This is a genomic window from Pseudomonas sp. GW823-FHT04A03 (assembly GCF_058796615.1).
The window spans coordinates 382,135-395,739 of sequence record NZ_JBXAIV010000004.1 but is presented as its reverse complement, the minus strand read 5'-3'; the positions used below and the strand labels follow the sequence as shown (position 1 = coordinate 395,739).

At 61.8% G+C, this 13,605-nt stretch carries 12 protein-coding genes; 11 read left to right on the top strand and 1 reads right to left on the bottom strand.

The genetic code is table 11. The annotated features are described in order from the left end of the window. Positions 1-54: 54 nt before the first annotated feature. The gene (locus AC1Q9F_RS14405; RefSeq protein ID WP_007952486.1) at positions 55-309 is read left to right on the top strand and encodes a hypothetical protein; all 255 of its coding nucleotides are present in this window, start codon (positions 55-57) and stop codon (positions 307-309) included. A gap of 31 nt (positions 310-340) precedes the next feature. After that, a complete protein-coding gene (locus AC1Q9F_RS14400; RefSeq protein WP_492620060.1) occupies positions 341-910 on the top strand; it encodes a lipocalin family protein in 570 nt (189 codons plus the stop codon). Positions 911-958: 48 nt separating this feature from the next. Here the strand turns inward: AC1Q9F_RS14400 and AC1Q9F_RS14395 are convergent, their stop codons facing one another. Then, positions 959-2,323, bottom strand: a complete 1,365-nt coding sequence (locus AC1Q9F_RS14395; protein ID WP_492620061.1) for a formimidoylglutamate deiminase — start codon at positions 2,321-2,323, stop codon at positions 959-961. A gap of 146 nt (positions 2,324-2,469) precedes the next feature. Here AC1Q9F_RS14395 and hutC point away from each other — a divergent pair, with 146 nt between their 5' ends. The 9 genes from hutC to hutH (AC1Q9F_RS14350) all read left to right on the top strand — a co-directional run bounded on the left by hutC (position 2,470) and on the right by hutH (AC1Q9F_RS14350) (position 13,562). Continuing rightward, positions 2,470-3,180, top strand: a complete 711-nt coding sequence (hutC, locus tag AC1Q9F_RS14390; RefSeq protein ID WP_170844914.1) for a histidine utilization transcriptional repressor HutC — start codon at positions 2,470-2,472, stop codon at positions 3,178-3,180. Between the two features lie 9 nt (positions 3,181-3,189). Then, on the top strand, positions 3,190-3,759 hold the full coding sequence (locus tag AC1Q9F_RS14385) for a HutD/Ves family protein (RefSeq protein ID WP_492620062.1): 570 nt from the start codon (positions 3,190-3,192) through the stop codon (positions 3,757-3,759). A 420-nt stretch (positions 3,760-4,179) separates the two neighbouring features. Next, on the top strand, positions 4,180-5,862 hold the full coding sequence (gene hutU / locus AC1Q9F_RS14380) for a urocanate hydratase (protein WP_039764719.1): 1,683 nt from the start codon (positions 4,180-4,182) through the stop codon (positions 5,860-5,862). 163 nt (positions 5,863-6,025) lie between these two features. Continuing rightward, entirely contained in the window at positions 6,026-7,498 is a 1,473-nt protein-coding gene (locus AC1Q9F_RS14375) for a purine-cytosine permease family protein (protein WP_127796656.1), read from the top strand. Between the two features lie 70 nt (positions 7,499-7,568). Next, positions 7,569-8,537, top strand: coding sequence for an ABC transporter substrate-binding protein (locus AC1Q9F_RS14370; RefSeq protein ID WP_007952476.1), 969 nt, complete (start codon positions 7,569-7,571; stop codon positions 8,535-8,537). A gap of 84 nt (positions 8,538-8,621) precedes the next feature. Further along, the gene (locus AC1Q9F_RS14365) at positions 8,622-9,473 is read left to right on the top strand and encodes an ABC transporter permease (RefSeq protein WP_007952475.1); all 852 of its coding nucleotides are present in this window, start codon (positions 8,622-8,624) and stop codon (positions 9,471-9,473) included. Next, entirely contained in the window at positions 9,470-10,300 is an 831-nt protein-coding gene (locus tag AC1Q9F_RS14360; RefSeq protein ID WP_207984768.1) for a quaternary amine ABC transporter ATP-binding protein, read from the top strand. The genes AC1Q9F_RS14365 and AC1Q9F_RS14360 overlap by 4 nt, the downstream gene beginning before the upstream one ends. A gap of 89 nt (positions 10,301-10,389) precedes the next feature. After that, positions 10,390-11,913, top strand: coding sequence for a histidine ammonia-lyase (hutH, locus tag AC1Q9F_RS14355; RefSeq protein ID WP_007952450.1), 1,524 nt, complete (start codon positions 10,390-10,392; stop codon positions 11,911-11,913). Between the two features lie 116 nt (positions 11,914-12,029). After that, positions 12,030-13,562: a histidine ammonia-lyase gene (hutH, locus tag AC1Q9F_RS14350; RefSeq protein ID WP_007952448.1), complete on the top strand. Its 1,533-nt coding sequence runs from the start codon at positions 12,030-12,032 to the stop codon at positions 13,560-13,562. Positions 13,563-13,605: the final 43 nt, after the last annotated feature.

Below are 13,605 nucleotides of genomic sequence, written 5' to 3'. Positions count from 1 at the left end.
TCTAAGCTTCTGGTTGGCGCCATGCCATCCCCCTTCCGTTCCAGGAGTTACACCATGTCGCTGCGATCTATCGCCCTGCTGTCGTTTTGCGTGCTGTTGGCCGCATGCAGCAAGGTCAATCAGGAAAACTATTCGAAGCTCTCGGCCGGCATGGCCAAGGCCGAAGTGGAGACGCTGCTTGGCAAGCCCACCGATTGCTCGGGCGCGCTCGGCATGTCCAGTTGCACCTGGGGCGACAAGAACAGCTTTATCAGCGTGCAGTACGCCGGTGACAAAGTGCTGATGTTTTCCGGCCAAGGCCTGAAGTAAACCGGGGCTACGCGCCCACGGGAGAAAAACAATGAAGCGGTTATTGCTTGTCCTTTTTGCCGGCCTGGTATTGGCCGGCTGCGCCACGACCGGTGAAGATCCGCTGGCGCCGAAGACGGTCAACAGTGTCAATCTCAAGCGTTACCAGGGCACCTGGTACGAACTGGCGCGTCTGCCGATGTATTTCCAGCGCCATTGCGCGCAATCCGAAGCCCGTTATTCCCTCAAGCCAGACGGCAATATCGCGGTGTACAACCGCTGCCTGACGGCGGACTGGACGTGGGAAGAAGTCAAAGGTACGGCTTATCCACAGGTGCCGGGCAAGACCGACAAGCTGTGGGTCGAGTTCGATACCTGGTTCTCGCGTCTGATTCCGGGTGTGGCGAAGGGGCAGTACTGGGTGCTGTACGTCAGCGATGACTACAAGACCGCCCTCGTCGGCGACCCGAGCCGTCGCTACCTGTGGCTGTTGTCCCGCACGCCGACCGTCAACGGTGTGGTGCGCGAGGAACTGCTGAGCAAGGCGCGTCAGCAGGGTTACGACACCACGCGCCTGATCTGGCGTACGTCGGATCAGCAGATGGCCAAGACGTCCAACTGACGCGCAACAAAAAACCTGTGGAGGTTGCCCTCCACAGGTTTTTTTGTGTCAGCCCAAAAGCTCTCGCAGAACCTGGGTGAAGGCGCGATTGCTGTCTTCCTCCCCGGCATGTCGCCCCTCGCACACGACCCACTGACCATTGACCAGCACGTCGCGTACCTGACGATCGCCACCGGCAAACAGCCAGCGATTGAGAATCCCGTCACCGCTGGCCGTGGCCAGATACGGATCGTTGCCATCGAGCACAATCCAGTCAGCCCGCTTGCCGACTTCCAGCGCGCCGATCGGCTGGCCCAGCGCCTGAGCGCCACCGTCCAGCGCTGCGTCATACAGCGTACGGCCGACCATCGGCTGATCCGCGCCATACAAGCGGTTGCGCCGCTGATCGCGCAGACGCTGGCCGTATTCCAGCCAGCGCAGTTCTTCCACCACACTCAACGACACATGGCTGTCGGAGCCGATGCCCATGCGCCCGCCCTGAGCGAGGAAATCCACCGCCGGGAAAATCCCGTCGCCGAGGTTGGCCTCGGTGGTCAGGCACAGGCCGGCGATGGCGCGACTCTTGGCCATCAGCGTGACTTCTTCCGGATTGGCGTGGGTCGCGTGAACCAGGCACCAGCGCTGATCGACTTCGGTGTTTTCGTACAGCCATTGCAGCGGACGACGACCGCTCCAGCTCAGGCAGTCGTCGACTTCCTTCTGCTGTTCGGCGATGTGGATGTGCACCGGGCATTGCTTGTCGCTAGCCGCCAGCACTTCGCTGATCTGCTGCGGCGTGACCGCACGCAACGAGTGGAAGCACAGTCCCAGCGACTGCGCCTTTTGCTGCGCCAGCAGGGGTTGCAGACGTGATTGCAGTTTCAGGTAATTTTCGGTGCTGTTGATGAAACGGCGCTGGCCTTCGTTCGGCGTCTGGCCGCCGAAACCGCTGTGGCTGTAGAGCACGGGCAGCAATGTCAGACCGATGCCGGCGGAACTGGCCGCCTGGCTGATGCGCAACGCCAGTTCGGCCGGGTCGGCGTAAGGCTGGCCGTTGTGATCTTGGTGGACGTAATGGAATTCGGCGACCGAGGTGTAACCGGCCTTGAGCATTTCGATGTACAGCTGACGGGCAATCACACCGAGCTGGTCGGGGCTGATTTTTCCGACGAGCCGGTACATCAGATCGCGCCAGGTCCAGAAACTGTCGTTGGGATTGCCGGCCACTTCCGCCAGTCCCGCCATCGCTCGCTGGAACGCATGGGAGTGCAGATTCGGCATCCCCGGCAGCAGCGGACCGCTCAACCGTTCGGCGCCGTCTGCGGTGGAATCGGCCTGGATTCGGGTCAACACGCCATCGGCGCTGACCTCGAGACGTACATTGTTGGCCCATCCGTTAGGCAGCAGCGCGCGTTCGGCAAAGAAGGCGGACATGGTTCAGCACCCCATCGTGTGTTATTTGTATATACATATACAGACGTTTGCCTGCCCGGTAAACTCCGGCAAGCTAGCAACTTTCATCCAATGAACAGGGATCCACCGTGCCGACTCCGCCTCCAGTCTCCCCGTTGGCCGCGAACATGGGCGACAGTCCGGCGCCCTTGTACGCCCGCGTCAAACAGATGATCACCCAGCAGATTGACAGCGGTAACTGGCCGCCGCATTACCGCGTGCCGTCGGAAAGCGAGCTGGTCAGCCAGCTGGGTTTCAGCCGCATGACCATCAACCGCGCGCTGCGGGAAATGACCGCCGACGGTCTGCTGGTGCGCATGCAAGGCGTCGGCACTTTTGTCGCCGAGCCGAAGAGCCAGTCCGCGCTGTTCGAAGTGCACAACATCGCCGACGAAATCGCCTCCCGTGGCCATCGCCACACTTGCCAGGTGATCACCCTGGAAGAAGAGGCCGCCGGTTCCGAGCGCGCGCTGGCGCTGGACATGCGCGAAGGGCAGAAGGTCTTTCACTCGCTGATCGTGCACTACGAAAACGACATTCCGGTGCAAATCGAAGACCGCTTCGTCAACGCGCTGGTCGCCCCGGAATACCTCAAGCAGGATTTCACCCTGCAAACGCCTTACGCCTACCTGAACCAGGTCGCGCCGCTGACCGAAGGCGAGCACGTGGTCGAAGCGATCCTTGCCGAAGCGTCTGAATGCAAATTGCTGCAGATCGAAAAAGGCGAGCCTTGCCTGCTGATCCGCCGTCGTACCTGGTCGGGTCGTCAGCCGGTGACGGCGGCGCGCCTGATTCACCCTGGTTCCCGTCATCGTCTGGAAGGTCGGTTTCATAAATAGAGAGCATAAATGAGTGAAGTGAAGGTTTTACGCGCTGAAGGCTACCCGCGCATGCCGTGGAAAAACGGCGGCGGCAGCACCGAGGAAATCACCCGTGACGCTGGCGCTGGCCTCGACGGTTTTGGCTGGCGTCTGTCGATTGCCGACATCGCCGAATCCGGCGGCTTCTCGACCTTCGCCGGTTACCAGCGGGTCATCACGGTATTGCAGGGCGACGGCATGACCCTGTGTGTCGACGGCGACGATACCCGGCCGTTGTTACCCCTCGACCCGTTTGCCTTCAGCGGCGAAAGCCAGGTGTCTTGCACCTTGCTCGGCGGCGCGATCCGCGACTTCAACCTGATCTACTCGCCCCAGCGTTACAGCGCACGCTTGCAATGGCTGGACGGCGAGCAGCGGTTTTTCAGTTCGGCCAACACCGTGCTGGTCTTCAGTGTCAGCGAACTGCTGGAGGTCACGGTCGGTGACAGTGCATCGCAACTCGGCCGCCATGACTGCCTGCAACTGGACGGTAACACCGGGCTGACGGAGATTGCCGTCAATGCCGGCTGCTGCGTGATCGAGCTGTCCCCGCGCTGATTCGTTCACTCGCCCTGAGTGGGAACGATCAAAAACCGCTGCTTTGAAAGCAGCGGTTTTTTTTCGTCCCGACGTTCCCGAAATGCGCACCAACTTGTTACCGAACGCCCCAGCGTGGCGCAAAACCACGCTTTCGTAACAACCTCTCGCTACCCTCAATCCACCCCGCGAAAAATTTCATGAACGCCAGAGCCCTTGATTCAGGCGCTCTCCAGCCCTGTCCGAAGTTTTTGTTGAACGGTCCTCCAACAAGTTGGCCGCTTGATTGCATATGCTTGTATGTACAAGTAAAGACGTATGCGTATGAGTCGATCGAGACTCTCCGCAGCGTCCACTGATTCGCTTGTCGCGCACTGATGCGCACAGGCTGCTCGCCCACTGCCAGGGTTGGTTTGAATTGATCGCTGAGGAGTCTTTTTCGTGACTGACAACAAAACCACTAAGTTTCGTGACGTCGAAATCCGTGCCGCCCGCGGCAACAAGCTGACCGCCAAGAGCTGGCTGACCGAAGCGCCGCTGCGCATGCTGATGAACAACCTCGACCCGGAAGTCGCCGAGAACCCGAAAGAGCTGGTGGTCTACGGTGGCATCGGTCGCGCTGCGCGTAACTGGGAGTGCTACGACAAGATCGTCGAGAGCCTGACCAACCTCAACGAAGACGAAACCCTGCTGGTGCAATCGGGCAAGCCGGTCGGCGTGTTCAAGACCCACAGCAACGCCCCGCGCGTACTGATCGCCAACTCTAACCTGGTGCCGCACTGGGCAACCTGGGAACACTTCAACGAACTCGACGCCAAAGGCCTGGCCATGTACGGCCAGATGACCGCCGGCAGCTGGATCTACATCGGCAGCCAGGGCATCGTCCAGGGCACCTACGAAACCTTCGTTGAAGCCGGTCGCCAGCACTACAACGACAACCTCACCGGCAAATGGGTACTAACCGCCGGCCTCGGCGGCATGGGCGGCGCCCAGCCACTGGCCGCGACCCTCGCCGGCGCCTGCTCGTTGAACATCGAGTGCCAGCAGATCAGCATCGATTTCCGCCTCAAGACCCGCTACGTCGACGAGCAGGCCAAAGACCTCGACGACGCGCTGGCCCGCATCGCCAAATACACCTCCGAAGGCAAGGCCGTTTCCATCGCCCTGTGCGGCAACGCCGCTGAAATCCTTCCGGAACTGGTCAAGCGCGGCGTGCGCCCGGACATGGTCACCGACCAGACCAGCGCCCACGACCCGCTCAACGGTTACCTGCCGGCCGGCTGGACCTGGGACGAATACCGCGCCCGCGCCAAGACCGAGCCAGCCGCTGTGGTCAAGGCCGCCAAGCAATCGATGGCCGTCCACGTCAAAGCCATGCTCGACTTCCAGAAGATGGGCGTGCCGACCTTCGACTACGGCAACAACATCCGTCAGATGGCTCAGGAAGAAGGCGTCGAAAACGCATTCGATTTCCCGGGCTTCGTACCGGCCTACATCCGTCCGCTGTTCTGCCGTGGCATCGGCCCGTTCCGCTGGGCTGCGCTGTCGGGTGATCCGCAGGACATCTACAAGACCGACGCCAAAGTCAAAGAGCTGATCCCGGACGACGCCCACCTGCACAACTGGCTGGACATGGCGCGCGAGCGCATCAGCTTCCAGGGTCTGCCGGCGCGTATCTGCTGGGTCGGCCTGGGCCTGCGCGCCAAGCTCGGTCTGGCGTTCAACGAAATGGTGCGCAGCGGCGAGCTGTCGGCACCGATCGTGATCGGTCGCGACCACCTCGACTCCGGCTCGGTCTCCAGCCCGAACCGTGAAACCGAATCGATGCAGGACGGCTCCGATGCAGTCTCCGACTGGCCGCTGCTCAACGCGCTGCTGAACACCGCGAGCGGTGCGACCTGGGTTTCCCTGCACCACGGCGGCGGCGTCGGCATGGGCTTCTCCCAGCACTCGGGCATGGTGATTGTCTGCGACGGTACTGACGAAGCGGCCGAGCGTATCGCTCGCGTGCTGCACAACGACCCGGGCACCGGTGTCATGCGTCACGCCGATGCCGGTTACCAGATCGCCATCGACTGCGCCAAGGAACAAGGGCTGAACCTGCCGATGATCACCGGCAAATAAGAGACTTTGGCTTTATGTGGGAGCGAGCTTGCTCGCGAAGAGGCCGGCACATTCAGTATCTGTGCTGACTGACAAATCGCTCTCGCGAGCAAGCTCGCTCCCACAGAAAAGCGGCCCTACAGAAGCTTAGTGAACAATTAAAACAATCCACAGAGGTTGAATCATGGCGGGCAACACCGATCGTGCAGGCAGTAAACCGTTGATCGAAAGGCGTTCGATCGACTACATCCCGGAAGCGGAAAGACACGGTCGTCTGTTCAGTCAGTTCACCCTGTGGATGGGTGCCAACCTGCAAATCACCGCGATTGTCACCGGGGCCCTGGCCGTGGTGCTGGGCGGCGATGTGTTCTGGTCGTTGATCGGTCTGCTGATCGGTCAACTGCTGGGCGGCGGGGTGATGGCGCTGCACGCGGCGCAAGGGCCGAAGCTTGGCCTGCCGCAGATGATTTCCAGCCGGGTGCAGTTCGGCGTCTACGGCGCGGCGATTCCGATCGTGCTGGTGTGCCTGATGTACCTCGGCTTCACCGCCACCGGGACCGTGTTGTCCGGTCAGGCGCTGGGCCAGTTGTTCGGGGTCAGCGACACCGTAGGCATCCTGCTTTTCGCCAGTGTCATCGTCGTGGTCACGGTACTTGGCTATCGGGTGATTCACTGGATCGGCCGCATCGCCAGTGTCATTGGCGTGATTGCTTTCGTGTACCTGTTCAGCCGTCTGATGAGTCAGGTGGACGTCGGCGCGCTTCTTGAAATCCGTCACTTCAGCTGGAGCAGTTTCCTGCTGGCGGTGTCGCTCGCGGCCTCCTGGCAGATCGCTTTCGGCCCGTACGTGGCGGACTACTCGCGCTACCTGCCGAGCAAGGTGTCTTCGGTGAAAACCTTCTTCGCCGCCGGTGCCGGTTCGGTGATAGGTGCGCAGGTGGCGATGATCCTCGGTGTGTTCGCGGCCGCTTCGGCCAACGGGCAATTCGCCGGTCATGAAGTTGCTTACATCGTGGGTCTGGGCGGGACCGGTGCCACTGCTGCGCTGCTTTATTTCAGCATCGCGTTCGGCAAGGTCACCATCTCCACCCTGAACTCCTACGGCAGCTTCATGTGCATCGCGACCATCATCAGCGGCTTCCGTGGCCACCTGACGGTCACCCGCATGCAGCGTCTGGTGTTCGTGCTGGTGATCGTCGGCGCGGCGACCCTGATCGCGCTGCTCGGCCAGCATTCGTTCCTCGGTGCGTTCAAGTCCTTCATCCTGTTCCTGCTGGCGTTCTTCACACCATGGAGCGCGATCAACCTGGTGGACTACTACTGCATCACCCGCGAGCGCTACGACGTACCGGCGCTGGCGGATCCGAACGGTCGCTACGGCCGCTGGAACCTCCTCGGTATCAGCGTTTATGTGTTCGGGGTGCTGGTGCAACTGCCGTTCATTTCCACCAAGTTCTATACCGGTCCATTGGTAGCGGCCCTGGGGGATGTGGATATTTCCTGGATCATCGGTCTCGTGTTGCCCGCAGCGCTGTACTACGTCTGCGCGAAAAAATGGCACGGCACCGTACCCGATCGACTGATTCTGCCCGTCGAGCAGGACAGCGTTGTACAACCTAAAACAAGCGGGGCCGGTCGCGCTGCGGCGCAGGCCTGATTTGGACGTGGACAGGGCTGGATGCCTCTTGACTGCCGTAAGCCAATTCATGATTAGGAGCGTCACAACAATGAAATCGAACAAGACCCTGCTGACCACATTGCTTTCCATGGGCCTGCTGGCCAGCGCCGGCGCGACCCAGGCCGCCGGCTGGTGCGAGTCCGGCAAACCGGTGAAATTCGCCGGCCTGAACTGGGAAAGCGGCATGCTGCTGACCGACGTTCTGCAGGTGGTGCTGGAGAAAGGTTACGACTGCAAGACCGACAGCCTGCCGGGCAACTCCATCACCATGGAAAACGCCCTGAGCAGCAACGATATCCAGATCTTCGCCGAAGAATGGGTCGGCCGCAGCGAGGTCTGGAACAAGGCCGAGAAGGCCGGCAAGGTCGTCGGTGTCGGCGCCCCGGTGGTGGGTGCGATCGAAGGCTGGTACGTGCCGCGCTACGTGATCGAAGGCGACGCCAAACGCAAACTCGAAGCCAAGGCGCCGGACCTGAAAAACATCGCCGACCTGGGCAAATACGCCGCCGTCTTCAAGGACGCCGAAGAGCCTTCCAAGGGCCGCTTCTACAACTGCCCGGCCGGCTGGACCTGCGAGCTGGACAACAGCGAAATGCTGAAAAGCTACGGCCTGGAAAACAGCTACACCAACTTCCGTCCGGGCACCGGTCCGGCGCTGGATGCGGCCGTGCTGTCGAGCTACAAGCGTGGCGAGCCGATCCTGTTTTACTACTGGTCGCCAACCCCGCTGATGGGCCAGATCGACGCGGTGAAACTGGAAGAAAAAGCGGGCGTCGACAAGACCGTGACCATCAAGGTCGGCCTGTCCAAGACCTTCCACGAACAAGCGCCGGAGCTGGTGGCCGTGCTGGAAAAAGTCAACCTGCCGATCGACCTGCTGAACCAGAACCTGGGCCGCATGGCGAAGGAACGTATCGAGTCGCCAAAACTGGCGAAAATCTTCCTCAAGGAACATCCTGAGGTCTGGCATGCGTGGGTGAGTGAAGACGCTGCCAAGAAAATCGACGCGGCGCTGTAGGTCGAATTCCTCCCGGCCAACCGAGAGGCTGGCCGGGGTATTCGCCGCAATCGCTTGATTGAGTTTCCTGATTGAGAGCCGCTTATGTTTCCCGAAAGCTTTACCTTTTCCATCGCCGACTGGGTCAACGGTTGGGTCGATGCGCTGGTCACCAACTACGGCGATGTGTTCCGCCATATCTCCGACACCCTGCTGTGGGCCATCGTCAATCTTGAAGGCCTGCTGCGCGCCGCGCCGTGGTGGTTGATGCTGGCCATCGTCGGCGTCGTGGCCTGGCACGCAACGCGCAAAGTCGTGACCACCGCGGTGATCGTCGGTCTGTTGTTCCTGGTCGGCGCTGTCGGTCTGTGGGACAAGTTGATGCAGACCCTCGCGCTGATGATGGTGGCGACGGTCATTTCGGTGCTGATCGGCGTACCGCTGGGGATTCTCTCGGCGCGCAGCAATCGCCTGCGTTCGGTGCTGATGCCGCTGCTCGACATCATGCAGACCATGCCGAGCTTCGTGTACCTGATTCCGGTGCTGATGCTGTTCGGCCTGGGCAAGGTGCCGGCGATTTTCGCCACCGTGATCTACGCCGCGCCGCCGCTGATCCGCCTGACCGATCTGGGCATCCGCCAGGTCGACGGCGAAGTGATGGAAGCGATCAACGCCTTCGGTGCCAACCGCTGGCAGCAACTGTTCGGCGTGCAACTGCCGCTGGCTCTGCCAAGCATCATGGCCGGGATCAACCAGACCACCATGATGGCCCTGTCGATGGTGGTGATCGCCTCGATGATCGGCGCCCGTGGCCTGGGTGAAGATGTGCTGGTGGGCATTCAGACCCTCAACGTCGGACGCGGCCTGGAAGCCGGTCTGGCGATCGTGATTCTCGCAGTGGTCATCGACCGCATTACCCAGGCGTATGGTCGGCCACGGCATGAGGTGAGCAAATGAGCAACGCAACCGTGAGCAAGATCGAAGTCAAAAACGTCTTCAAGATTTTCGGCAACCGCGCCAAGGACGCCCTGGCGATGGTCGGCCAGGGCAAGACCAAGGATCAGGTGCTGAGCGAAACCGGTTGCGTGGTCGGGGTCAACGACTTGTCCCTGAGCATCGGCACCGGCGAGATCTTCGTGATCATGGGCCTGTCCGGCTCGGGCAAATCGACACTGGTGCGCCACTTCAACCGCCTGATCGACCCGACCAGCGGCGCGATCCTGGTGGACGGCGTGGACATCCTGCAATACGACATGGAAGCCCTGCGCGAATTTCGCCGGCACAAGATCAGCATGGTGTTCCAGAGCTTCGGCCTGCTGCCGCACAAGACCGTGCTCGACAACGTCGCCTATGGCCTGAAAGTGCGCGGCGAGACCAAGCAATTGTGCGCCGAACGCGCGTTGCACTGGATCAACACCGTGGGCCTCAAGGGCTACGAAAACAAATACCCGCACCAGCTCTCCGGCGGCATGCGCCAGCGTGTCGGCCTGGCCCGCGCCCTGGCGGCGGACACCGACATCATCCTGATGGACGAGGCATTCAGTGCGCTGGATCCGCTGATCCGCGCCGAGATGCAGGACCAGTTGCTGGAGCTGCAAAAGACCCTGCACAAGACCATCGTCTTCATCACCCACGACCTCGACGAGGCCGTGCGCATCGGCAACCGCATCGCGATCCTCAAGGACGGCCGCCTGATCCAGGTCGGCACGCCGAAAGAGATCCTGCATTCGCCGGCGGACGAATATGTCGACCGCTTCGTGCAGCGGCGGGCGGCGGTGGTTTAAAGGTTTACGGCAGGCTCGTTCCCACGTCGAGGCGTCGAACCGTCTGCGTGGGAATGCATCCCGTGACGATCAGGTTAAAGAGGTTTTAGATGTCCCAGGCTGAAAAAATCGTTATCGCCGACGCTCCGATGCGTTGGCAGGATGTGGTCGCAGTCGCCCGTCACGGCGCGCAGCTCGAGCTGTCGGCGCAGACCTGGGCGCGCATTGAAAACGCACAGGGCATCGTCCAGCGCATCGTTGCCAGCGGCGAGCGCGCCTATGGTGTGAACACCGGGCTCGGTGCGCTGTGCAACGTCTCGCTGAAAGACGAACAACTCAGCCAGCTGTCGCGCAACACTTTGCTCAGTCATGCCTGCGGCGTCGGTCCGGTACTGGCCGACGAGCAGACCCGCGCAATCATGTGCTCGGCGATCCGCAACTACAGCCACGGCAAATCCGGCATTCATCGCCGGGTGGTCGAAGCGCTGCTGGCACTGCTCAATCGCGGCATCACCCCGCAAGTGCCGTCCCAGGGTTCGGTGGGTTATCTGACCCACATGGCGCACATCGGTATCGCGCTGCTGGGCGTGGGCAATGTCAGCTATCGCGGGCAAGTGGTGTCCGCGCAGCAGGCGCTGGCCGAAGAGGGCCTGCAACCGGTGCAGCTCGGGGCGAAGGACGGCCTGTGCCTGGTCAACGGTACGCCGTGCATGACCGGCCTTGGTTGCCTGGCGATTGCCGACGCCACGCGTCTGGTGCAATGGGCCGACGTGATCGGCGCCATGAGCTTCGAAGCCCAGCGCGGCCAGATCGCCGCGTTCGATGCCGAGATCATCGCGCTCAAGCCACACCCGGGCATGCAGCAAGTGGGCGTCAATCTGCGCGCCTTGCTCGATGGCAGCGAAGTGATCGCCGCGAGCAAAGGCATTCGCACTCAGGATGCCTTGAGCATTCGTTCGATCCCGCAGGTGCACGGCGCCGCCCGCGATCAACTGGAACACGCGATCAAACAGATCGAAACCGAACTCAACGGCTGCACCGACAACCCGTTGCTGCTGGGCACGCCGGACGATTTCCGGGTGATGTCACAGGCCAACCCGCACGGACAATCGGTGGCGCTGGCGGCGGATCTGCTGGCGATTGCGATGGCCGAAATCGGCTCGATTGCCGAGCGGCGTCTGGATCGCCTGATCAACCCGCACGTCAGCGGTCTGCCGGCGTTTCTGGTGGCCAATCCGGGGGTGAACTCCGGGATGATGATCGTGCAATACGTCGCTGCGTCGCTGTGCGCGGAAAACCGCCAGTTGGCGCAACCGGCAGTGCTCGACAACTATGTCACCTCGGGCCTGCAGGAAGATCACTTGAGCATGGGCACCAACGCCGCGCTGAAGCTGCACCGCGCGCTGGAAAACTGCACGCAGATCCTCGCCATCGAATACCTGCTGGCGGCCCAGGCGTTTGAATTCCTCAAGGAACAGCGCTTCGGCGCGGGCACCGATACCGCCTGGCGGCTGCTGCGCGAAAAAGTCCCGGCCTACGATCAGGACCGCTGGCTGGCGCCGGATATCGCCGCTGCTGCAAGCGTTCTGAAAGACACGGATCTGCTGCACAACGCATTACCGAATTTGCACTGAAAACTACCCACGCCAGCGTGCCAAGGCGCGGCTCCCCAAAAGGGCAGACGCGACGGACAACGGACATCTCCGGAGCGTCTGGCGAGTTAACAATAAACTCTCAAAAGGAGCACAAAATGACTGCGCTGAACCTGATCCCCGGCCAACTGAGCCTGGCCCAACTGCGTGACGTTTATCAGAACCCGGTCAAGCTGACCCTCGACAACAGCGCCAGCGCGCAGATCGAAGCCAGCGTGGCCTGCGTCGAGCAGATCCTCGCGGAAAACCGCACCGCCTACGGCATCAACACCGGTTTCGGCCTGCTGGCCTCGACCCGCATCGCCAGCGAAGACCTGGAAAACCTCCAGCGCTCGCTGGTGCTGTCCCACGCCGCCGGCGTCGGCCAGCCGATCAGCGATGAGCTGGTGCGCCTGATCATGGTGCTCAAGGTCAACAGTCTAAGCCGTGGTTTCTCCGGCATTCGTCGGGTGGTGATCGATGCACTGATCGCCCTGATCAACGCCGAGGTTTACCCGCACATTCCGTTGAAAGGTTCGGTCGGTGCATCCGGTGACCTGGCGCCATTGGCGCACATGTCGCTGGTGCTGCTAGGCGAGGGCAAGGCGCGCTACAAGGGCGAGTGGATGGAAGCGACCGAAGCGCTGAAAGTCGCCGGTCTGACCCCGCTGACTCTGGCGGCGAAAGAAGGTCTGGCGCTGCTCAACGGTACTCAGGTTTCCACTGCATTCGCTTTGCGCGGTCTGTTCGAAGGTGAAGACCTGTTCGCCGGCGCGCTGGCGCTGGGCGGTCTGACGGTGGAAGCGGTGCTCGGTTCGCGTTCGCCGTTCGACGCACGCATCCACGCCGCCCGTGGCCAGAAAGGCCAGATCGACGCCGCTGCCGCTTACCGCGATCTGCTGGGCGAGCGCAGCGAAGTCTCCGACTCGCACCAGAACTGCGAGAAGGTTCAGGACCCGTACTCGCTGCGTTGCCAGCCGCAAGTCATGGGCGCGTGCCTGACCCAGTTCCGTCAGGCCGCCGAAGTGCTGGCTGTCGAAGCCAACGCCGTATCCGACAACCCGCTGGTGTTCGCGGCTGAAGGCGACGTGATTTCCGGCGGCAACTTCCACGCCGAACCGGTGGCTATGGCCGCTGACAACATGGCCCTGGCCATTGCCGAAATCGGTTCGCTGAGCGAGCGCCGTATCTCGCTGATGATGGACAAACACATGTCGCAACTGCCGCCGTTCCTGGTGGCCAACGGTGGCGTGAACTCCGGATTCATGATCGCCCAGGTGACCGCTGCGGCCCTGGCCAGCGAAAACAAGGCGCTGTCCCATCCGCATTCGGTGGACAGCCTGCCGACCTCCGCCAACCAGGAAGACCACGTGTCGATGGCCCCGGCTGCCGGCAAGCGTCTGTGGGAAATGGCCGAGAACACCCGCGGCATTCTCGCGGTTGAATGGCTGGCGGCGGTGCAGGGGCTGGATCTGCGCAACGGCCTGAAGACCTCGACCAAACTGGAACAGGCCCGGGGAATTCTGCGTCGCGAAGTGCCGTTCTACGAGAAGGACCGCTTCTTCGCGCCGGACATCAATGCGGCGACCGAGTTGCTGGCTTCGCGGGTTCTGACTGAACTGGTTCCGGCGAAACTGCTGCCGAGCCTTTAACCCCACCACTGATCGTTCCCACGCTCCGCGTGGGAATGCAGCC